The organism is Flavobacterium sp. 1, assembly GCF_002797935.1.
Classification (GTDB): Bacteria; Bacteroidota; Bacteroidia; order Flavobacteriales; family Flavobacteriaceae; genus Flavobacterium.
This window is the reverse complement of the sequence record NZ_PGER01000001.1, coordinates 4,563,024-4,586,261: the sequence shown is the minus strand read 5'-3', so window position 1 is coordinate 4,586,261 and position 23,238 is coordinate 4,563,024. Positions and strand designations below refer to the sequence as shown.

Sequence of the window (23,238 nt, the reverse complement as noted above, 5' to 3'; positions counted from 1 at the left end):
GTCTTTTCTCAAATCTTCCGATTCTATTACTCTTATTTCTTTTGTTCTGATTTTAATCAGAACGGCTGTCAATTCAATATGTCTAGGAACGTTGTCTTCTCTTTTTTTTGTTAAGACCCACAACAGTGAATCTCTACGCTTTTCGCCTTTCGTTTGTTTCTCAAAGCGGGTGCAAAAGTAGCAATTTATTTCTAACTGGCAAGAATTTTTTGAAGTTTTTTTGGAAAAATTTATTTTCCCTTTCTTCTCTTTTTCTTAGCAGTCTGTCAAATAACTTTGCTAGTTTAGCGGGGTGCAAAAGTAAGCTGCTCTTTTAAATCTCACAAGCTTTTTTTGAATTATTTTGAAAATTTGTTTTCAGTTTAATTCGTTTGACTTGTCAGTGTTTCTAGGAGCGTATGCCGTTGTTGCGGGTGCAAAAGTACCACCTTTATTCGTTTAAACAATGGGGTTTTGCATTTATTTTGCGTTTATTTTTTAATACTCTGGTTAGTCGTTCGTTACAACACCCGATTTTGCGAAGTTTTAAATTTAAGGCAGCTCTTTTAGGGCGTTTTAGCGGTTTTGGCAGGTTTTTGAAGGTTTGTTTAAGAATTTTGCACCGATTTGATTTCTGAAATATGACGTACATACATACAAGGACCGCATGTTTCTGTTTCTGAAAAACACTATACATATATATAAGGACTAATCCCTCTCATGAAAACCGATTCCCTAGCCCTGATAGTAGCGGAAATCCTTGTGAGCCGGGGTTCGGCTCACAAGATTGAAGTGGATAGCAGGTAATAGCTCCTAAATATACTGTAAAAGTGAAAAAATTTCTTTAATCGAAAATTCGGCACCACAAACAAATTCATCTGATGCTCCATAATATATAGTCACCGAATCTGCTTCGGGATTTACTACATGCCCATTTGTAAAAACAACGTTGCCGAAAAATCCCGAAAGCTCATATTCTTTTGTTGGTACCATAATAGGAACTTCTGTTCTAGCAATCACTTTTACCGGATTCTCAAGATCCATTAAAAAAGCACCCAAACAATATTGATGATTTTGATTAGCGCCATGATATATGGAAAGCCATCCTTTTTCGGTTTTTATAGGAGATGCGCCGGCGCCAATTCTGGAACTATCCCAAAGATTCTCCCTGGTCTTTAAAACACATTGGTGATTTCCCCAATGAACTCCATCTGGAGAAGAAGCTAGCCAGATGAAGTTTCCGCCAATTTCGACACTGCTTGGACGATGTAAAGCATAGAACAATCCATTGATTTTTTCTTCGAAAATAGCACAGTCCTTATTATGAGGTGGCAGTATCATTCCATGTGATTGAAATTTTTTCCAATCGGAAGTCGTTCGCAAACCAACACCGACTCCATTGGGAGAAACTGCGGTATAGGTTAAATAGTAAAGACCATCTATATAGGACACTCGACAATCCTCGATTCCGAATGATTCCAAAAATCCCTCTCCTATTAATAAAGGATATCCTTCGGGTTCATAAAACTTACGCCCGTCATCACTACACATTAATCGCAAGTGTGATAATGTTGTTAAATAATCAACACCTTTATATTTGATAACTCTTGCGTCTTTAGCATCTAATTCAGGATTGCCTTTAGAAATCTCAATAACTTCGACTCCTGCAGAAGTCAATACCGGAAATGAGATTGTATCCTCTTTTTGATCAGGTCTTTCGGCTACACGAATAATCATCCATATTTTTCCGTCGTAACGAAACACTCCCGGATTAAGCAAACAGGCTATTTGCAAGTCTTTGTGACTTGGTAAAATATCCGAAGGAGATAACAATGGGTTTTCAGGAAAACGCTTTGCAATATCTTTCATATCGTTCTTAATTATTGAATTTTTAAACAAAAAACATACCATAGACTTAGTACTGTTTTTCTATGTTAAAATATTCAGTACTAAGGTATAAAGGATTTGGAAAGAAAGCACATTTCAAGAGCAAAATGATACAAAAACAAAAAAGCTTCTCGAATTGAGAAGCTTTTGGTGCGGATAATAGGACTCGAACCTACACGCCTTGCGGCACCAGATCCTAAGTCTGGCATGTCTACCAATTTCACCATATCCGCGTAATTGTGGGTGCAAAGATAATCATAACTTCCAATATTCAAAGGATTTTTTAAAAAAATTATTTATTCTATTTTTTGTATTTTTGATTCACAAAAAATTTTGATTTAATGGAAGATATAAAACAATACGTTACCAAACACAAAGATCGGTTTATCAACGAATTAATAGAACTATTAAAAATTCCATCTGTAAGCGCAGACTCTGCTTTTTCTCAAGATGTACTTGACACTGCCGAAGCTGTAAAAGAAAGTTTAGAGAAAGCTGGATGCGATTTTGTCGAAATTTGCGACACTGCCGGCTACCCAATTGTATATGGCGAGAAAACAATCGACCCAAAATTGCCTACCGTTTTAGTATATGGGCATTATGATGTACAACCTGCAGATCCATTAGAATTATGGAGTTCTCCCCCATTTGAGCCTGTTATTAAAAAAACGGATATTCATCCCGAAGGCGCCATCTTTGCAAGAGGTTCTTGTGATGACAAAGGTCAAATGTACATGCACGTAAAAGCTTTTGAATACATGATTCAAAGCAACAATTTGCCGTGTAACGTGAAATTCATGATTGAAGGCGAGGAAGAAGTTGGAAGCGTCAACCTAAAAACCTTTGTAGAAAACAATACCAAGAAACTTAAAAATGATGTGATTTTGATTTCGGACACTGGAATGATTTCAAATCAACAGCCTTCTATCACCACTGGCCTTCGCGGTTTGAGTTATGTAGAAGTAGAAGTTACTGGACCAAACCGTGATTTGCACTCCGGATTATATGGCGGTGCAGTTGCCAACCCAATTAATATTTTGGCCAAAATGATAGCTTCATTACACGATGAAGACAATCATATTACCATTCCAGGTTTCTATGACAATGTAGAAGAATTATCGCTGGAGGAAAGAGCCGAAATGGCAAAAGCTCCTTTTAATCTTGACAATTATAAGAAAGCATTAGACCTAAATGATATTTACGGCGAAAAAGGATACGTGACCAATGAACGCAACTCGATTCGTCCAACACTGGATGTAAACGGAATTTGGGGAGGATACACTGGAGAAGGAGCAAAAACGGTTATTGCCAGCAAAGCTTTCGCCAAAATCTCTATGCGATTGGTTCCAAATCAAGATTGGGAAGTGATCACCGATTTGTTTACCAAACATTTCATCAGCATTGCTCCGGCGGGCGTTACCGTAAAAGTTACCCCTCATCATGGCGGTCAGGGTTATGTGACTCCTATTGACAGTATCGGTTATAAAGCGGCCAATATGGCTTACACTGAAACTTTTGGGATACCTGCGATTCCAGTTCGTTCTGGAGGAAGTATACCTATTGTGGCTTTATTCGAAAAAGAACTAAAAAGCAAAACAATCCTTATGGGCTTTGGCCTTGACAGCGATGCCATTCACTCGCCAAACGAACATTTCGGGATTTTTAATTACCTGAAAGGAATTGAAACTATTCCGTTGTTTTACAAATATTTTGTGGAGTTAAGCAAATAAAATTCCTCTAATACTCTCTAAATCCGTTCCCAATGAGCGGATTTTTTTATGCCTAGTCCCAAATAATTTTGGTTTTAATTAGGAGCTATTTCCTGCTATCCGCTACAATCTTGTGGACCGAACCCCGGTCCACAAGGATTTCCACTTCTATCAGGGCTAAGGCTTTTGGTTTTCATAAGATATTGATTTTTATAATTAAATAGTTTTACCAAGAGAGCTGTTTTTGTAAAAAAACATTCAAAAATTTGGTTGCATTAATTTTTATTCTACATTTGTAGAATTAATTCTATTTTAGTAGAACAAAAGACATTTATGAGATACTTATTCATCACTTTATTCCTTACATTAACCGTGATTGGATGTAAAACAGCACCTATAAATCAAAAAGTAAACAAGAAAAGAGAAGGGCTTTGGATAGAGAATTATACAGCTGACAGCGAAAAATATAAATCGGTTGGAAAATACCGTCAGGACGACCCAATAAAAAAGTGGCATTACTACTTAAACGGGGAAATTATCAAAAAAGAAAAATACAAACACAACATCTGCAAAACAACAACCTATTTTGAAAACGGAAAAATCCAATCAAAAGGACAGACAAAAACAACCACAGACAACATAGAAATTCATTGGTTCTATCATGGAGTTTGGAAATTTTACAATGAAAAAGGAAAACTAATTATCACAAAAAAATACAATAATGGAGAACTGATTTCAGAAGTAGAAATCAATCGAAAATGATTATTTCAAATTCAATAATGGTTTCAATGGCAATACAACAACAATTTTAAAAATAGAAAAAACATGCAACTATCCAACTCCGAAGAACAATTAATGGAACATCTTTGGCAACTCGAAAAAGCATTCATGAAAGATTTACTCAAGGCGTATCCAAAACCAAAACCGGCCACAACAACGGTTGCCACTTTGCTAAAGAGAATGATTGACAAAAAATTCGTTGCTTACAACGAATTTGGAAACTCACGGGAATATTATCCTTTGGTCAAAAAAACCGATTATTTCTCAAAACACGTAAACGGATTGATTAGCAATTTCTTCAATAATTCGGCTTCACAATTTGCTTCTTTCTTCACTAAAGAGACCAATTTATCGGCATCGGAATTGGAAGAACTCAAAAAAATAATAGACAGTGAAATCCAAAAAAAGAAAAAATGATTGACTTTTTATTCAAATCCTCCATCAGCCTGCTGGCACTTTTACTCTTTTATCATTTGGTATTAGAAAAAGAAAAAATGCACCGCTTCAATAGGTTTTACTTGCTTTTTAGTATTGTATTTTCGTTTGTCATTCCATTCATAACTATTGAAGTTATTGATGAATCTTCAGATACATTAGTGCAAACCAATACCGTTATGACCGGAACAGCTACGATGGTAACTGTGCAGGAAACCACCAATCATACAACAATTATCGTTTGGAGCATATATGGTTTGATTACTCTGTTATTGCTGTTTCGCTTTATGAAAAACATTCTAAAAATAAATTCCAAAATAAAATCGAACACAATTATTGATTATAAAAATGCAAAATTAGTTTTACTCAAGGAAAAAACCTTGCTGCATACTTTCTGGAACAGCATCTTTATCAATGAAACTGATTACCACAATCGAAAAATTGAAGCCGAATTATATACACACGAATTGATACACGTAACTCAAAAACATACTTTGGATATTTTGTTTATTGAAATATTGAAAACGCTGTTTTGGTTTAATCCAATTTTTATTTTTTACAAAAAAGCCATACAGCTTAATCACGAATTTCTCGCCGATGAGCAAGTGGTAAACGCCCATAATGACGTCCCGTTTTACCAAAATTTATTGCTATCGAAAGCAAACGAGAACCAACCTTTTTACTTGACCAGTAATTTAAACTATTCTGTTGCCAAAAAACGATTAATTATGATGACAAAAACCGTTTCGAAAACAAAAATAATCCTTTATAAAATAGCACTTTTGCCTTTATTTTCCGGGCTTATTTTCTTTATATGCGTTGAAAGTGTTGCTCAAGAAAAATCCGTTTCTTCTAAAAGCAATACTCAAACTCAAAAAAGTATCACTCAACCAGTCTCAAAAGACAAATTAAGAGATGCATATTATGCAGGAGTCCAAATAATCGTCAAGGATAACAACAAACGCACAATAATAGACAAGAAATATGAAGAATTAACTTTGGCAGAAAAAAATAGATTTTTAAACTACGTTCCTTCTCCAAAAATTAAAAAAACTCCAACAGAAAAAGAATTCAATAATTGGAAAAATGAAAAGAATTTTGCAATCTGGCTTGACGAAAAAAACATTCCTAACTCAGAATTAAACCAATATTCAACAAAAGATATCGCATATTTTTCGGGAAGTTTTATTTATAAAAACGCTCGAACAAAAAAACATCCTCAATTACATCAGTTTCATTTATACACCCATTCTTACTTTGATGAAAATTTAAAAGATTCACACCTAAAATTCTCTGGAAAGGAACTAAGAATAACAGTAATGGATAAAAAACAAAAAAAGGCACAACCGACTGAAACAAAACCAATAAAAATTCAGGAAAACGAAATTCACAATCTTGCTCAAATATCCGACAAACCAGAATTCCCAGGTGGAATAGAGAAGTTTTATCAATTTGTCGGTACAAATTTTAAAACTCCTTCAGAGCCTAATCTAAAAGGAAAAGTATATATAACCTTTATAATAGAAAAAGACGGCAGCTTAAGTGATTTCAAAATCTTAAGAGATATCGGCTACGGAACGGGTGACGAAGCAATACGTGTTTTGAAATTGAGTCCAAAATGGATTCCTGGAAAAATCGACGGCAATCCCGTTAAAGTAATGTACAGCCTGCCAATAACTATTCAATCAGCCAATTAAACACTTAGATAAACAATAAAATCCGCTTCGAGAGAAGCGGATTTGACTAAAAAAATTAAAAAAATCTAAAATTAAAAAAATCTAAAATTAAAAAGCCTTAACTAAAAACCTTATCAGGATTATATCCCACATAAGGCATCATTTGTTCATTAAAAACAACTCCAAATTCTTCTAATTCTTTCAAAATTGGCAGATACACTTCATTCCGAATCGGAAGCTGTACTCCGGGAGTTGTAATTTTGCCATTCAAAATTAATAAAGCCGCCATTGCAACAGGCAATCCAACTGTTTTTGCCATCGCTGTATAGATTTGATCTTCTCCGATACAAACCATTTTGGAATCGATCTGTTTTTCTTCACCGTTGATAACATATCCAAACTTGTGATACATCACTATCATATCCTTGTCATGAGGCTGTAAGGTCCAACTATCGGTCAATATTTTTTCTAAAATTTGTGCGGGTGTGGCATTTTTCAATCCCACTTTTTTATTGCGATTAAATAAATCCAATTCCAAAAGCTTGTCCCACATGATATCATCTTGGTCGATTTTTAGAATCAGCCTCATTTTTATTTCAACCGAATCCGTTGGATGATATGGAAGAAAGGAATTTACAAATTCCCGATAACTCATGTTTTCTGAGTTTTCCATGATATAGCTATCATCAGTCATGCCTAATTGCACGAACATATTCCAAGCTTTGGAAAAACCAACTCTTCGAATCGTTCCTCTATACAAAGTAAGCACGTCATCAAGACCATAAACGCTTCTGTACTTAAGAGAATCCCTATTTGAATACGCTTCAAATTTGCCATATCCTTCTACTTCTAGAAATTCGGTTCTTCTAAATAAATTCACATACGGAATGTATTTGTAAGCGCCTTCCTGTATGAATTTAGCAGTTCCGCCTTGACCAGCAAGAACTACATTTCTTGGTGCCCAAGTAAATTTATAGTTCCAAAGATTATTATCTGATTCAGGTGCAACAAGCCCTCCGCAAAAAGATTCAAACAAAAGCATTTTGCCTCCTTGATCTCTAATCTCGTCAATCACTTTCATCGCGCTCATGTGATCAATTCCTGGATCAAGTCCAATTTCATTCATGAAAATCAGGTTATTCTCTTTGGCAAGCACATCCAATTGTTGCATGGCGTCACTAATGTAGGAAGCCGTTACGAGATGTTTTTTATATACAACACAATCCTTAGCTATTTCAATATGAAGATGAGCCGGTAGCATCGAAATAACAATATCGGCTTTTTGGATAGCCGTTTTTCTTTGATTTTTTTCAAATATATTTAAAGCGATAGGAGTCGCATTGGGATGATTGTTTGTCTTCTTTTGGGCTAAAGCCAAAGACAAATCTCCAATAATAAGATGCAAATCCTCCTCTACCGATTTATTTAAAAGATATTGTATCAAAGATGAAGCGGATCTTCCTGCCCCTATAATTAGAACTGTTCTCATAAGTTGTCTTTAATTTAAAATCTTAACAGTTGACATTTTTCAATATATCTCTAATAAAATAGGATATTTTTATCCTTATTTAAAGCATTTTGCTGTTTTTATATTACTAAATAATATAACACAAATATATAATATTGTTGTATTTGCAACAAATATTTTAAAGCTTTTATTTATTTAAACTGATTCGCTATATCAAATAAGCTGGACAAAATTTAACTAAATTTAATTATTGAAAAACTCCTGCAAAAGTCATATAAAAAATGCAGTCATTTTAAAATATATGAAATACTTTTGTCATACATTAATTAAAAAGAAATGGATAAGAAAATAATTTCGACCGCAGCAATTTTGGGTATGATTGCAATAATTTTAGGTGCTTTTGGTGCACATGGTCTAAAAAAAGTTCTCACTTTTGAACAGCTTGCCACATTCGAAACAGGAGTACGGTATCAAATGTACCATGCTTTGTTTTTATTATTTATTGGAACAACGACTTTAATTAATCAAAAATTAAAAAAAACAATCCTCAATTTGACCATAATTGGTGTCCTATTTTTTTCAGGTTCCATTTATCTATTGGCAACCAATTCATTGACTCCAATTGACTTTAAGGTGATTGGCTTCATTACTCCTATTGGAGGGTTATTTCTTATTATTTCATGGTTCTTACTGTTTTTTGACTTAATAAAGCCGATAAAAAAGAAAAACAAAACATAATGTAGTTATAAAAATAAATTATACTTTTGCAGTGAAATAAACAACACTCAAAAAATTTATTTTTTATGGACAATTACGCTTTGTTTACGAAATCGATTTCGTTAAAAGAACTAGGAATTGAAAATGCTACAATTCAGTATCAGCTAAGCCCGAATGAGTTACATGACATTACGATCCAATCAGGACAGGGACTCGAAAACAATACTGGAGCATTAGCAATTAACACTGGAGAGTTTACTGGACGTTCTCCACAAGATCGTTTCATCGTTAAAGACAGTATTACCGAGGATAAAGTTTGGTGGGGTAAAGTAAATATTCCTTTTGAGCCTACTGCTTTTGATGCACTTTATAAAAAAGTAACAGCTTACTTATCAAATAAAGAAGTTTTTGTTAGAGACTCTTATGTTTGTGCCGATGAAAATTACAAATTGAATGTACGTGTAGTTACAGAAACTGCTTGGGCTAATTTATTTTGCCACAACATGTTTTTGAGACTTACAAATGACGAATTAGCAAATTTCACTCCAGAATGGACTGTGATTTGCGCACCTGGATTTCTGGCCGATCCTTCTGTTGACGGAACACGCCAAAGCAATTTTGCCATTTTGGATTTTACAAAAAAAATAGCGTTAATTGGAGGCACAGGTTATACAGGCGAAATGAAAAAAGGAATCTTTTCGGCATTGAACTTCATCTTGCCTGTTTTCAAAAACACTTTGCCAATGCATTGTAGTGCCAATGTTGGAGAAGATGGAAATACCGCTATATTCTTTGGATTATCTGGAACTGGAAAAACAACCTTATCTGCAGATCCTGACAGAAAACTAATTGGTGATGATGAACACGGATGGACAAATGAAAATACTGTTTTCAATTTTGAAGGTGGCTGTTATGCCAAAGTAATTAATCTTACAGAGGAAAATGAGCCAGATATTTTTAGAGCTATCAAAAAAGGAGCTATTCTTGAAAATGTAGTTTTCAAAGCTGGAACCAATGAAGTAGATTTTCAAGATATTTCTATTACACAAAACACAAGAGTAAGTTATCCAATTGAGCATATTGATAATATTCAGCCAGGTTCTATTGGTAAAAATCCAAAAAATATTTTCTTCTTAACGGCCGATGCCTATGGTATTTTGCCTCCAATTTCGAAACTGACAGCTGGACAAGCAGCTTATCATTTTATATCAGGATACACTGCAAAAGTTGCCGGAACTGAAGCTGGCATAACAGAACCTCAGCCTAACTTTTCGGCTTGTTTTGGTGCTCCATTCATGCCTTTGCATCCAACAAAATATGCCGAAATGCTAAGTACAAAAATGAAAGAAGCCAATGTAAAAGTTTGGCTAATCAACACAGGATGGACTGGTGGGCCTTATGGAACAGGAAGCCGAATGAAATTGAAATATACTCGCGCAATGATTACTGCTGCCTTAAAAGGAGAATTAGATTCAGTTGAGTTTGTGAACCACGACGTATTTGGAATTGCAATTCCGCAATCTTGTCCAAACGTCCCTAGTGAAATTTTAAATCCCAGAAATACTTGGGAAGATCCAGCATTATACAATACAAAAGCTACCGAATTGGCTCATAAATTCGAAGCTAATTTTGCAAAATTTAAAGAATTTGCTAATGCTGAGATATTAGCAGGAGCACCGATTGCATAGGTTACTATTTAATTCAATACTAAAAGGGCTGTTCGTTTTGAACAGCCCTTTTTTTATACCCCACTGAGAAATTCCGAAGTTTTGGGAAAAGAATATATTCATCGAAGTGACATCAACAACATCACATTTACTCTTATAATTTAACTTTTCTCCGCATTAATAGAGTAATATTCTTATAATTAAATTCAATTTATACAGTAGACTACATTTAACTATTAGGCTACATTGACATAACATCGTGCTTTTACATTTGCAAAAAAAATTAATTACATGAAAAAATTTATACTTCTTTTTACATTTTCTTTTTTCCTTACAGTATCTGCAAAAGCATCGACTATTAAAGGTTATGTTTATGATGCGGAAACAGGAGAACCTTTGGTTGGTGCTTCACTTTCGTTGACAAACGGCAAGCAAAACGCCATTACTGGACTTGATGGTTCTTTTAAACTTAGCGAATTATCCTCTGGAATTTATACATTAAAAATTAGTTATGTTAATTATATAAGTATTTCGAAAGAAATTACAATTGATAAAGAAGGTTCTCAAGATTTAAAATTTTACTTACAGCCTGAAAGTAAATCATTAGATGAAGTCGTTGTAAATAGTATAGGTGGTGCCAATGAAGAACATACAGCCCGAAGATTAGAGAAAGAAAATATCCAAGTCGTAAATATTGTATCTGCTAAAGCAATAGAGATATCCCCAGATCTTACCGTAGCTAATGTAATTCAACGTGTTTCAGGTGTTTCGATAGAAAGGAATAGTAATGGAGACGGACAATATGCTATTATTAGAGGAATGGATAAGCGATACAACTACACGCTAATTAATGGAGTGAAAATTCCGAGTCCTGATAATAAGTATCGTTATGTTCCTTTAGATATTTTTCCTTCTGACTTACTAGACCGATTGGAAGTTTATAAAACATTAACTCCAAATATGGAGGGTGATGCCATAGGCGGTGCCGTAAATATGGTAATGAAAGATGCGCCGGCAGCTAAATCGCTTTTCAGTGTTAATATTTCTGAAGGATACAACCAGATTTTTTTTGACAGGAAATTCATGGGCTACGGATACGATGAGATTAACAAAAAATCTCCTTATGAAGTAAATCCTAAGGGCTATCAAGCTACTTCTCAAGATTTTCCAAAAGGGACATTAGCTTATATTTACTCAAATCCACCACCCAATTTTTTATCTAACATTTCATTAGGTAAAAGGTTTTTTGATAACAAATTTGGTGTGCTTATTGCGGGCAGTTATCAAAATTCTTATCGAGGCAGTAACTCTACACTATACAATACCCAACTTGTTGGTACGGATGAGTATGCCAGCATTGTCAACAAAAATTACCGAGAATATTCGGAACAGCAAAAAAGATACGGTGTACAAGCAAAGGCAGATTACCAATTCAATCCATCTAACAAAATTAGTTTATACAGTGTGTTCTTAAATCTTGATAATATTCAGACCAGAAATACGCTTACTACCGATTATAGTTCCGAGTATCACCCGGAAATTGGTAGCGCAAAATTGGTTTACGCTACACGAACACGTTTTACAAAGCAGCAAATTTACAACAACACTTTACAAGGAAATCATACCTTATTGAACGATAAATTCAAAATTCATTGGTCAGGAGCTTACTCTTTTGCCAGTAATCAAGTTCCAGACAATACCACTATTAATGTTAATGGCGAAGAGAAAAACTATGTAAGTACCCGTACAAAACTAGCTATCAACCCTATTACGCATCGCTGGGAGCGCAATACAGATGAAGATTTAGCGGGATATTTAGATTTAACTTATACTCTGCCGTTATTTGGCGGTAATATCGATTTATCAGCTGGAGGTCTTTACAGAGATAAGCAACGAAGCAGTTTTTACAATAATTATACTTTGGCACCAACAAATCCGAATGCTACTTATGATGTAGATTTTACAGATTATACGCAACTGGATTTAGTAGTAAGTAATCCAACAGGGGCAGTAAGCAACTCTTTAACTTATGATGCAAGTGAAAAAACAGCTGCTGGTTACGGAATGTTTAATTTTAAAACAGAAAAGTGGCAAGCAATTGGAGGTGTTCGTATAGAGAACACCGACCAAGGTTACAATCTGCTTTTTCCTGCCGGTGAAACTCGTCCAACAGGAAACCAAATTTACACCTACACTTTGCCTAGCTTAACTTTAAAATATTTCTTAAGCGATAAACAACAATTACATGCTTCTTATTTCCGCTCTTTAAATCGTCCTGGATTTTATGAAATTGTACCAAGCAAAGTGGTTAACGAAGAATATCAAGAAAGAGGTAATCCCGACTTAAAGCCTTCAGTTGCTGATAATTACGACTTTAGGTATGAGTTTTTTCCAAAAGCAGGCTCGCAATTATTTTTGGGTACTTTTTATAAAAACATTAAAGATCCTATCGAGTACACTTTCTTGGCCGATGCTACTCGTGGACAAGATACTTACTATAGCCCGGGCAACTTTGGTACAGCAAAAAACTTCGGAATAGAATTAGACTATATCACCTTTTTCAACAAGATTGGTTTTAAAGTAAACTATACCTATACCGACTCTAAAATTACTACACCTAAGGATAAAAAAGTCTTAGATGCTAACGGAAATTTACAAAAAATATCAGTAATGCAAACTAGACCGCTTTATGGTCAATCAGCTCATATTGCCAATGCTTCTATACTTTATAAAGACAGCAAAAAAGGCTGGGATGCTCAAATTTCTGTTGCCTATACTGGCCCTCGCATCAATACTGTTTCCCAATTTGTAAATAATGATTTATGGCAAGAAGGATTTGTACAAATGGATGCTTCGATTGAAAAACAATTTAAATCAAAATTTAGCATTTATGTAAAGGCAAATAATATCTTAAACACTCCAAACAGGTTATTTATAAAAGGCACAAACGCAGCAAACGCCAACATTGCAGAAAACAATTTAGAATATAATGGCAGAACACTGATAAGGGACGATTATTATGGTCAAAGCTATCTTATTGGCGTACGTTACAAATATTAGTTAATAGTAAAAAAATATACAGATGAAAACAATTTTTAAAAATCTTATCGCTGCTCTTTTATTAATAATTATAATAACTGTGGCAGGGTGCGAAAATGCGAATAGCGATGTAGATACCAATGTAGATGCTGGAGCTTCTTCAGGTGAAATATCAGGAGTGTGGGAAAAAGGAACTACTCACAACATTACTGGAGATGTAATTATTCCGGAAGGAAAATCGCTAACCATAGAAGAGGGTGTTACCGTAATTATGGATCCTGTGGCAAAGACCGAATTTATTGTAAAAGGTAATCTATACTCGCTGGGAACTGCTGATAATCCTGTGAAATTTACCATACAGGAAAAAGACAGAACCACAGACAATAAATTTGGTAAAAAATGGGGTGGAATTTTAGCCTCTAAAACTTGTGCCGAACTCATTTTGGACCACACAATTTTAGAATATGGAGGGAGTACTACTTCAGATGCCTCAACATCAGTAAAATTAGGATTATATAAAGCTGTTGCCGGCGAAAACTTACCTGCTTTGTGGTTTTCGAACGTAAACGGAAAATTGGTGGTAACCAATTCTGTTATTAGAAATTTTCAAGAAGACTGTACTTATATCGAAGGTGGAAATATTATTTTTTCTAATAATATTTTCTACACTACAGGGGTTTCTGGTGGTGAGGCGATGAATTTCAAATCAGGTTGTTTGGTTGACGCAGCTTACAATTTAATTTATAGTGCAAATACAAATGCTTTTAAATTATCTAATGCGGGCGTAAGAACCCCACAGGCTGATATTGTTGCCTATAACAATACTTTTGTAAATACAGGCTGGCGCAGACCAACAGCAAAAGGGGGATCAGTTTGGGTCGAAAATGCAGTAATAGCCCACATCCATAATAATTTATTTGCCAATACCCGCTTTGGTATTAAGAGAGATACTAAGAGCAAAGAAGACGCCCGCACTACTATCAGCAATAATTTTTATTATGGCTATGATCAAGCAACCGTTAATCAATTTCAACTATCTGCAGATATAATTGGTGGCACAAACGAAGTAAGAGGAACAAGTGCCGGCCAAAACGATCCGGGTTTTGTTAATTACCCACTAAACAACCCTGTAAGCAGTCCGGATTTTGATACCTCTTGGGATTTTCATTTGAAATCAAATTCAATTGCGATTGGCAAAGGAACTACTAATTTTGTGAGACATTTTAATAATCCTATCACTTTTAGTAATGGATTGGCATATGTTTCACCAGCTCCAGCAACTTTTATTGGTGCTTATGGCGTAGCTAAATAAATCAAAACAATTAATTAAGACATACAAAATGATCAAAAAAATAATGCTTTCTATAGGTTTATTTGTGCTTGCAGGGCTATCAGCGAGGTGTCAAACCGACAAAAAAAGAACCAGAATCGCCTCCAAAACCGTAGTAAAACCAGTTTTTATTTCTGAACCTGTGCAATTTGACAGTGACGATCCTTCCATTTGGATTAATAAAGCTGATGTTTCAAAAAGTTTGATTATAGGAACTGATAAAGATATAAATGGGGGACTTTATGTATTTGACCTACAAGGGAAGATGTTGAAAGATAAAACCGTTAAAAATCTAAAAAGACCCAATAATGTAGATATTGCTTATGGATTGGAACTTAAAGGAAAACCAACTGATGTTGCCATTACAACTGAAAGACTAGGCCAGGATCTTAGAATTTTTTCTATTCCGGACATGAAACCTGTCGACAACGGAGGCATCAAAGTATTTGAAAATGAATCCGAACCCGATTATAATGCTCCAATGGGTATTGCCGTTTATACCGCAAAAGATGCAAAAATATATGCCATTGTTGGTCGTAAAAATGGCCCCAAAACAGGTGGTTATCTTTTTCAATATTTATTAGAAGACAACGGGAATGGGGAAGTGAAAGCCACTTTAGTTCGCAAATTTGGAGAATACAGTGGCAAAAAAGAAATAGAATCAATTGCTGTAGATAACGAGTTAGGATATGTTTACTATTCTGATGAGCAATTTGGTGTGCGCCAGTATTATGCAGATCCAGCCAAAGGAAACGAACAATTATCCTTATTTGGCAAAACAGATTTTACTGAAGATCACGAAGGCATTTCTATTTATAAACTTACTGATACCACAGGTTATATTTTAGTATCCGATCAAGGGGCTAATCGTTTCCAGATTTTTAGCCGCGAAGGCACAAAAAACAATCCATTTGAACACAAATACTTAAAGACAGTAAATGTTACAGCCAAAGAAAGTGATGGCTCCGAAATAACCAGCATCCCTTTAAATACAACCTTTAAACATGGTTTGTTTGTTGCTATGAGTACCGATAGAACGTTTCATTTTTATCGTTGGGAAGATATCGCTGGCAAAGACTTAAAAACAAAGTAGTTTAGTTGGACTTGGTGTATTTAAGTATTCCAAATCTTTACAAATTTTCTATACAATCTATTGAGCCGAAAAGGTAAAAAACGGACTAATGTCAATTTTTTACCTTTTCGGATCTAATAATATAGCTACTATATTAGGCCTCCGCCAGAGTGTATTTCCTCTTCAGATTAATGGCAGCATTACAGAACAGTCCAAAAAAATTAACACTATTAGCAACTCCCAATAGCAAGTGTATAATTTAAATGCTTTTAACACAAAAGAAATCAATCAATTGAAACAAATTATGGATTTTTGACGTTAAATTTGTACCCATCAAAATTATCAATCAAAAATCAATCAATCATGTTAAAACAATTTTTCATCCTGTGTTCAGGTGCAGACAAACCGCTGCTAGACGGTTGCTCCGAAGGCGAACAAACAAAATACGTGGGCATTGGCGCCACCGTTTTCTTTACTGCAGTTATGGCTTTTATAGCCAGTGCTTATGCTCTTTTTACTGTGTTTGACAATGTCATTCCCGCATTACTTTTTGGCTTTGTATGGAGTCTTCTTATTTTTAATCTGGATCGCTTTATCGTTTCCACTATCCGAAAAAGAAACAATTTTTCTAGTGAATTACTGCAAGCGACTCCCCGAATTATCTTGGCAATTATCATTGCTATCGTGATTTCAAAACCATTGGAAATTAAAATCTTCGAGAAAGAAATCAATACGGTTTTATTGAAAGAAAAAAATGCAATGGCTTTGAATAACAAAAAGGAAGTTGCCAATTATTTCAAATCTGATTTGGACAAAAACAAAAACGATATCAAGAATCTAAAAGCTGAAATCGTCAATAAAGAAAAAGAAGTAAACACGCTTTATGAAACCTATATCCAAGAAGCCGAAGGAACTGCCGGAACCAAAAAAATAGGCAAAGGTCCCGTTTTTAAAGAAAAAATAGCCAAACATGATCTGTCTAAAAAAGAATTGGATACCATTCGAAAAAACAATTTAGCCAAAATTGCTGTGCTGGAAAAAGGATCCAAAACACTCCAAACCGATTTGGACAAAAAAGTAACCGAAACCCAGCCTATCATTGATGGATTTGACGGTTTGATGGCGCGAATCAATGCTTTGAATAAATTGCCTTGGATTCCTTCTTTTTTTATAATGCTACTATTCTTAGCCATAGAAACTTCGCCTATTATTGCCAAATTATTGTCTCCAAAAGGAGAATACGATTTCAAATTGGAAGATTTGGAAACTGCACTAAAAGCAACTATTGAGCAAGACAAATACCAACGTGAATTGCTAATTAAAACCAGCGCTGCAATGCACGACAAAGTTTACGCTGATATTGCCGTGGACAAAAAACTATACGATTTGCAAAGAAAAAATGCAACCGAATTATTGGAACAGCAATCCAATAATTTTGTAGAAAAGCAAATGAAAACATTATAAGTCTTAAAAAAAGTCTTAAAGTCCAAAGAAACTAACTTCTGACTTTAAGACTTTTTTCCTTTATAACTTTAGACAAGCTTCTACATATGACTCAAAATCACTTTTTTGAAAGCATCATATTCGCCTTGTAAAATCAATCCGTTGTCAAGTAGTTTTTTATAATTTTGAAGTTTAGCAAAAAGCTCATCTTGTGTCAATTCACTATCTTTTTTCTCAGTCGAAGCAGTTGTGTTTTCAAGAATGGGGTCTGCATAATTAGAAACTACCGGCATTATTTCGGCAAAATCAGTCACTTCTTCTGTTTCCATTTCTTCAATCAATTCTGATTCCTGTATTAATGAAGTAGCAATTTCTTCAGTAATTGGAGAAACTTGATTTGCTCCATTTTTCAATATATCCAATTGTTCTTTGGCATACGTAAAAATTTTACGCGCCTGAATCTTCGGAATATAATCAATGGAAACCTGCAACTCCGTTTTAGTAGAAAAGGAAAACTCGGATCCAAGAATATTTTCTTTTATAAAAGTGGCTTCAATATCGTCCCAAGTGTAATCAATAAAATTCATTGACAGTCCTAAGTTTTTAGGCTGACAAATGATGATTCTTTTATTAGTCAACACAATACTATCTGGAAGTACGGTCAATGCAGGCTTTTTTTGAACTGCAATATACCCTACTTCTTCATTTTTCATTAAAATATCCTGCAATTTTGAAGTCACTTTCTCAATCGCTTTTGGATCTTGTTCTTCGTTTAAAAACTTTTTAATCTGTTCTTTCATTTTTATAAAATTGCTGAGTCACTAAGTAACTGAGTTGCTATGTTTTTTTAATTATTGTACAAAAGTAATGCCTATTTTTCTAATTCGATAATTTCCATTTGAATTTTCTTGGTTAAACTTTTAAAAACCAAGTCATACGAATGGTCTATCAATTCTTTCAGCAAAGCATCTGGAACATCTTGATTTACTCCGATAGTATTCCAATGTACTTTACTCATGTGAAAGCCTGGGTTTATAGCATCGTACTCGGCACGTAATTCTTGTGCACGCTCAGGATCGCATTTAAGATTCACATGTGGAGTTCCTTTTTCCCATTGCAATAATGATGAAAGAGCAAATATCTTTCCTCCTACTTTAAAAACCAAAGTATCTTCATCGAAAGGAAAATGTTCTGTAACTCCTTTTTTAGAAAGGCAATATTCGTAAAAAGTTTCTAAATTCATTTATTTTCCAATTTCACCCAAATGGGTATATTTAAAACCTGTTTTATATTTCAATCCATAACCGAACATCCTGTCCATAGCCGAATGTGCGAATAAAATCACTCCCGAAAGCAGAATTGCCGAACTGGAACAATAAATTCCAATAAGATATAAAATAACTGCTATTCCTCTGTGATGTGCTAAATTATAGCAAAAAGCTCCTGTTTTATCTCCAAATATATAGCCAATCATTGATACATCAGGCACTAAAATTAAAACCAAAAACCACCACCAAGCGTATTCCAATTGATTAAAGAAATAAATACCTAATATAAACAATCCTAACTCTTCGAGTTTGATAACTGTCTTCATCATACTATTTTTTCCATCATTTTTTCTGGGTGTGCCAATGCCTTAAAACCAAATTTCTCATATAAAAAATGAGCATCAGATGTAGCCAATCGCCATATTTTTACTTCTTGCAATTGCGGTTCGTTCATCATAGCATCAATTAAAACTGTAGAATATCCTTTTCCCCTATATTCTTTGGTTATAAAAACATCCATCAAATAAGCAAAAACCACATAATCGGTAATTACTCTGGCAAAACCAATTTGTACCTCATCCAGATAAATCCCGAAACAAATTGAAGCATCAATTGTTCTTTGCACTTCCTCAATGGTACGTCCTGCAGCCCAATAGATATCCTTCAAAAAATGCTGAATAAAAGGAATATTGAGTTTTTGTTTATCTGTTGAAACGGTAATCATATCTATTAATTTTTTATTAAAAAACGATACTATATAAAATAGGTTTACTCGGACTCGCATCATTTTCGAAAGAAACAATCTGCAGATTCAACAGATAACTGCCGTCTTGTACCTCATCAGGAACAAAAATCATTTCGGTAATTGTACAGTCCAATCGTGCATCTGGATTTAGGTTATGAACATCTTTTACTTTCCAGAATGCTTTGTGAGCCAGCAATTTTCCTTCGTCACGTTCTTTGTCAACGCTTGGCAAATCAATAAGCAAATGTTTAATCCCGCATTCGCGGATGAAATGTGCAGCATCTTCTGCAAGATAAGGCGGATTGGTATTCGAATATTTCAAATGTTTTTTTATTTTAAAATTAGGCAATGTCCGTATAATTATGGCTTCAGGGATTTTATTTTCTAACGCTTTTTTAACCTGATTTCTGCTTATTACCAAATCTTCATCTTGCATTTCTGGCACAACCGAAACCAATTCAGCCAAAAAGAAAAACTGTTTCAACGATTGATTAATACTGTAAAACTCCCTTGTAATATGCCCTAGACATTCCGTATGCGTTCCGTGTCCATGCGGATTAAAGAAAATATTGTTGAAATTGGTCGATGACTTCCCTTCCGAAACTTTGCCTATCCAATCTCCAAAAACGACAGGTTCTATTACCGGTTTTTCGATATACCAAGCAATCGGATTCTCATCTGTATTCGTCAATGAAATCGAAATATCAATGGGTTTTGACAAATCGACTTCAATCGTCTGATCGTTATGTTGGATTGTTGCAATCATAAAACTACTAAAGCGGTTTAGAATATTTTTGCTTAAAGTTAAAAACTATTTCGGAAGCACCATTTTTTTGCAAGTAATCTAATTTTTCCATTGCTTCGGTAATATCCGGAATTTCACCTTTTTTTACCCACCACATCGCAGTGGAAACTTGACCAAAAGTTTGAAACCATTCTTTTCTACGTTTTAAAAACTCCGAATGAAAGGTTTTATACATATAGTGTTCCAAAGACTCAATACTGTCCCAAATCGAAAAATTCACAATGATTTGTTCGTCATTATACGGATTAAAATTGGTCGTATTATTGTCTTCGTCTTTTAATCGCCATACAAATCCATCACTGTTTTCGGCAATTTCATTGACTTTGTCTAGATTATCTACGAATTCTTTCATAATAGGATCGTTAATAGTAACGCCCTTCATTCTAGCTATATTTATTTCTGCAAGCTGATATTCTGCCATTTTAGTTCTTTTTATTTTTCAATTAAGACTTTGCTTTAAAGACTGAATTAATTTAAAAATAATGAACCGCAAAGAGCGCAAAGGTTTACACAAAGTTCGCAAAGAAATTATTGCTAAAGATTGTTCACTACTCTTTTAATTCCATTCTTTATTAATACAACATTGAAATTTATAAGTAAACCTAATTTACAATTCGTTAATTTCAAATAAGTCAGTAGTTGAGCAAAATGTATGTCATTTAAAGCATCAACTGATTTAATCTCTAAAATTAATTTATTTTCTATAATAATATCTAGGCGATACCCAACATCCAGCTTAACTTCTTCATAGATTAACGGTAAAGGCCTCTGTTTTTGGATATCTAAGCCCGTCTTTTTTAATTCATAAAACAAACATTCTTCATAAGCACTTTCTAAAAGACCGGGACCCAAAGTTTGATGCACTTTTAAAGCACAATCAAAAACAATTTTAGATAATTCATTTTCAGTCATAATTATTTTTTACCGCAAGGTTCGCAAAGATTTACGCTAAGAACGCAAAGCTAAACCCAAAATTGATATTATAAAAAAATTAATTAGCTCTTCAATAGCGACCTTTGCGTAAAACTTTGCGAACCTTGCGGTTAAGCTTCCAAATTTAAATAAAATAAATCTGACGCAATTCCATCAGTTAAAAATTTTCCTTTTGAAGTTGGTTTCAAAATATTGTTATCAATGGAAAGCAAATCATCGTTTAGAAATTTTTGGGCTTGTTTTTGTAAATAATCTAAATATTCTATTCCAAATTCAGTTTCAATACGATCCAAAGAAACACCCCAAATTGTCCGCAAACCCGTCATAATATATTCGTTGTAACGGTCGGCAATGGAGAGAATTTCAATTTCATTGGGCAGTTTATCTTCCTGAATGGATTTTATGTAAAGTGAATTATTCGAAACATTCCAGCTTCGGGAAACGCCGTCATAACTGTGTGCCGACGGACCAATTCCTAAGTATTTTTTCCCCAACCAATAGGCCGAATTGTTCTTTGAAAAATAATTGGCTTTTCCAAAATTGGACAATTCATAATGAATAAAATCGTTTGCTTCCAATGTTTCCACCAAAATCGCAAAGTGTTCCTGCGCCGATTCATCATTGGGTTTGGCTATTTTTCCGGTTTGGATGAGTTTGTTCAAAGCCGTTTTGGGTTCGACAGTCAAAGCATAACTCGAAATATGCGGGATTCCAAAAGACAAAGCCGTTTCAATATTATGTTTCCATTTCTCATTGCTCATTCCCGGAATTCCATAAATTAAATCCAGTGAAATATTATCGAAATATTTTGTGGCAAATTCTAAACATTCTTTGGCTTCTGCCGAATTATGAACCCGATTCATCATCACCAAATCATCTTCGAAAAAAGATTGGATTCCAATGCTCAAGCGGTTGATTGGGCTTTTCGCCAATTCGATTATTCGTTCACTTGATAAATCATCAGGGTTGGCTTCGAGAGTGATTTCGGGATTTTCAGAAACTTTATAGCTGTTATAAACCTCAGCAATCAAAAGCCCTATATCTTGTGTAGTTAATACCGAAGGCGTTCCTCCGCCAAAATAAATGGTTTCAATCGTTTCCTTTTCAAACTCATTTTTACGCAGTTGTAATTCTTTGGCAATAGCCAAAACCATCTCATCCTTCTTCTTCATTGAAGTCGAAAAATGAAAATCACAGTAATGACAAGCCTGCTTACAAAATGGTATGTGTATATAGATTCCTGACATAATAAAAAAAGAGCAAGTTAAATCTTACTCTTGAATAAATTACCATTAATCTCCGATAAAATTAAAATTATGTTTTTTGATTCAGACCGAAGATTAATTTATATTGTTTTTTATCTTCCTTCTTTAAACTTCCCATTTGTAATTACAATTTTTGAATTGTTAACTGGGTGAGTTGCTGTCAAGCTAAAAGTTCCCTCCACATATGCATCATTTACAGCACTGTAGGTTATCGTTCCTGAAACATTATATTTTATATATTCATGTGTTGCCAAATCAAATCTTAGAAAAGAAATTCTGTTGTAAAAATCATTGCTTGTAAAAGCGAATGTACCCTTTTTTACATCTGCTATTGGAAAAACAATCCCTAAACTATATTCTCCATCATTCTCTACATTAAGTGTTGTAATTTTGTCAAAACCTATCAATTCAGTAGAACTGTCAAGCGACATACCATGCCAATCTTTGCCATCCAACTTTGCAAAAGTTCCTAATCCTGGAATATCAGCAGTCAAATCTTTATAAGGAACGGTAAACGCACCGCTTATTGGAATGAATTTTGATGGATCTGTAATATAATTTGCCTCGTAATCGTATCCATCTTCATATAACTTACCAGAAAATTTTACTTTTACTGTTTTATTGACTGTATTAAGTTCTTCCAAAGTAAAGGTAAAAGTATTGGAGGTAAAAACTTCTGAAACTTCATGCATAACTACAGAACTTGTTGCTGAAGTACCATGAGTAGATCCTTCATACAAATTGCCAAAAACATTAAATACAAAATTAACTCCAATTCCGTCAGATGTTACACCTTCAACTTGCATGTAATCATCTATTTTTTTAGCTTCCCATGAACTTACTTTTTTTGTCTCGTTATTATAAACGAAGTCAAAAGATCCGCCTGTTGACTGGTTATTATTACTGTCATTATTGTCATCTCCAGAAGAACAAGATGCAAAAATCACAGTAAATAGTACAAATGCAATAAATTTAATTTTTGTCATTATTTAAAAGGTTAAGTTATTTTCTACAAATATA

At 34.2% G+C, this 23,238-nt stretch carries 21 protein-coding genes and 1 tRNA gene; 10 read left to right on the top strand and 12 right to left on the bottom strand.

Going from position 1 to position 23,238, the window contains the following annotated elements:
- Positions 1–792 precede the first annotated feature (792 nt).
- Positions 793–1,848: a glycoside hydrolase family 130 protein gene (locus CLU83_RS18615; protein ID WP_100433795.1), complete on the bottom strand. Its 1,056-nt coding sequence runs from the start codon at positions 1,846–1,848 to the stop codon at positions 793–795.
- 166 nt (positions 1,849–2,014) lie between these two features.
- Positions 2,015–2,099 (bottom strand) — tRNA-Leu (locus CLU83_RS18610).
- A gap of 108 nt (positions 2,100–2,207) precedes the next feature.
- On the opposite strand from CLU83_RS18610, the gene CLU83_RS18605 reads away from it, so the two are divergent.
- The 4 genes from CLU83_RS18605 to CLU83_RS22580 all read left to right on the top strand — a co-directional run bounded on the left by CLU83_RS18605 (position 2,208) and on the right by CLU83_RS22580 (position 6,487).
- Complete coding sequence (locus tag CLU83_RS18605) at positions 2,208–3,596, top strand: dipeptidase (protein WP_100432997.1); 1,389 nt, start codon at positions 2,208–2,210, stop codon at positions 3,594–3,596.
- A 312-nt stretch (positions 3,597–3,908) separates the two neighbouring features.
- Positions 3,909–4,337 carry a hypothetical protein gene (locus CLU83_RS18600; protein WP_100432996.1) on the top strand — a complete coding sequence of 143 codons (429 nt, stop codon included), beginning with the start codon at positions 3,909–3,911 and terminating at the stop codon, positions 4,335–4,337.
- Between the two features lie 63 nt (positions 4,338–4,400).
- Positions 4,401–4,772, top strand: coding sequence for a BlaI/MecI/CopY family transcriptional regulator (locus tag CLU83_RS18595; RefSeq protein WP_100432995.1), 372 nt, complete (start codon positions 4,401–4,403; stop codon positions 4,770–4,772).
- A complete protein-coding gene (locus tag CLU83_RS22580) occupies positions 4,769–6,487 on the top strand; it encodes a M56 family metallopeptidase (protein WP_232727181.1) in 1,719 nt (572 codons plus the stop codon). The genes CLU83_RS18595 and CLU83_RS22580 overlap by 4 nt, the downstream gene beginning before the upstream one ends.
- Before the next feature lie 97 nt (positions 6,488–6,584).
- Here the strand turns inward: CLU83_RS22580 and CLU83_RS18580 are convergent, their stop codons facing one another.
- A complete protein-coding gene (locus CLU83_RS18580; RefSeq protein WP_100432994.1) occupies positions 6,585–7,955 on the bottom strand; it encodes a saccharopine dehydrogenase family protein in 1,371 nt (456 codons plus the stop codon).
- Between the two features lie 315 nt (positions 7,956–8,270).
- Between CLU83_RS18580 and CLU83_RS18575 the strand changes: the two genes are divergently transcribed.
- The 6 genes from CLU83_RS18575 (at position 8,271) to CLU83_RS18550 (ending at position 17,223) form a co-directional block, all read left to right on the top strand.
- Complete coding sequence (locus CLU83_RS18575; RefSeq protein ID WP_100432993.1) at positions 8,271–8,672, top strand: DUF423 domain-containing protein; 402 nt, start codon at positions 8,271–8,273, stop codon at positions 8,670–8,672.
- Positions 8,673–8,737: 65 nt separating this feature from the next.
- Positions 8,738–10,339: a phosphoenolpyruvate carboxykinase (ATP) gene (gene pckA, locus CLU83_RS18570; protein WP_100432992.1), complete on the top strand. Its 1,602-nt coding sequence runs from the start codon at positions 8,738–8,740 to the stop codon at positions 10,337–10,339.
- Positions 10,340–10,609: 270 nt separating this feature from the next.
- Positions 10,610–13,378, top strand: a complete 2,769-nt coding sequence (locus CLU83_RS18565; RefSeq protein WP_100432991.1) for a TonB-dependent receptor — start codon at positions 10,610–10,612, stop codon at positions 13,376–13,378.
- Positions 13,379–13,400: 22 nt separating this feature from the next.
- Entirely contained in the window at positions 13,401–14,669 is a 1,269-nt protein-coding gene (locus CLU83_RS18560; protein ID WP_232727179.1) for a right-handed parallel beta-helix repeat-containing protein, read from the top strand.
- Positions 14,670–14,697: 28 nt separating this feature from the next.
- A complete protein-coding gene (locus tag CLU83_RS18555) occupies positions 14,698–15,780 on the top strand; it encodes a phytase (RefSeq protein WP_100432990.1) in 1,083 nt (360 codons plus the stop codon).
- A gap of 342 nt (positions 15,781–16,122) precedes the next feature.
- Entirely contained in the window at positions 16,123–17,223 is a 1,101-nt protein-coding gene (locus tag CLU83_RS18550) for a DUF4407 domain-containing protein (RefSeq protein WP_100432989.1), read from the top strand.
- A gap of 80 nt (positions 17,224–17,303) precedes the next feature.
- Here the strand turns inward: CLU83_RS18550 and CLU83_RS18545 are convergent, their stop codons facing one another.
- The 9 genes from CLU83_RS18545 to CLU83_RS18505 form a co-directional block, all read right to left on the bottom strand.
- Positions 17,304–18,002: a PH domain-containing protein gene (locus CLU83_RS18545; protein WP_100432988.1), complete on the bottom strand. Its 699-nt coding sequence runs from the start codon at positions 18,000–18,002 to the stop codon at positions 17,304–17,306.
- 71 nt (positions 18,003–18,073) lie between these two features.
- A complete protein-coding gene (locus CLU83_RS18540) occupies positions 18,074–18,445 on the bottom strand; it encodes an MmcQ/YjbR family DNA-binding protein (RefSeq protein WP_100432987.1) in 372 nt (123 codons plus the stop codon).
- On the bottom strand, positions 18,446–18,796 hold the full coding sequence (locus CLU83_RS18535) for a DUF4260 domain-containing protein (RefSeq protein ID WP_100432986.1): 351 nt from the start codon (positions 18,794–18,796) through the stop codon (positions 18,446–18,448). It abuts the gene before it with no gap.
- On the bottom strand, positions 18,796–19,194 hold the full coding sequence (locus CLU83_RS18530; protein ID WP_100432985.1) for a GNAT family N-acetyltransferase: 399 nt from the start codon (positions 19,192–19,194) through the stop codon (positions 18,796–18,798). The genes CLU83_RS18535 and CLU83_RS18530 overlap by 1 nt, the downstream gene beginning before the upstream one ends.
- A gap of 16 nt (positions 19,195–19,210) precedes the next feature.
- Positions 19,211–19,981, bottom strand: coding sequence for a cyclase family protein (locus tag CLU83_RS18525; RefSeq protein WP_100432984.1), 771 nt, complete (start codon positions 19,979–19,981; stop codon positions 19,211–19,213).
- Positions 19,982–19,988: 7 nt separating this feature from the next.
- Entirely contained in the window at positions 19,989–20,441 is a 453-nt protein-coding gene (locus CLU83_RS18520) for a DUF3291 domain-containing protein (protein ID WP_100432983.1), read from the bottom strand.
- 113 nt (positions 20,442–20,554) lie between these two features.
- The gene (locus CLU83_RS18515) at positions 20,555–20,932 is read right to left on the bottom strand and encodes a GxxExxY protein (protein WP_100432982.1); all 378 of its coding nucleotides are present in this window, start codon (positions 20,930–20,932) and stop codon (positions 20,555–20,557) included.
- A gap of 131 nt (positions 20,933–21,063) precedes the next feature.
- The gene (hemW, locus tag CLU83_RS18510) at positions 21,064–22,200 is read right to left on the bottom strand and encodes a radical SAM family heme chaperone HemW (RefSeq protein ID WP_100432981.1); all 1,137 of its coding nucleotides are present in this window, start codon (positions 22,198–22,200) and stop codon (positions 21,064–21,066) included.
- A 110-nt stretch (positions 22,201–22,310) separates the two neighbouring features.
- Positions 22,311–23,204 (bottom strand): hypothetical protein, encoded by an 894-nt coding sequence (locus CLU83_RS18505; protein ID WP_100432980.1) that lies wholly within the window; start codon positions 23,202–23,204, stop codon positions 22,311–22,313.
- Between the last annotated feature and the right edge of the window lie 34 nt (positions 23,205–23,238).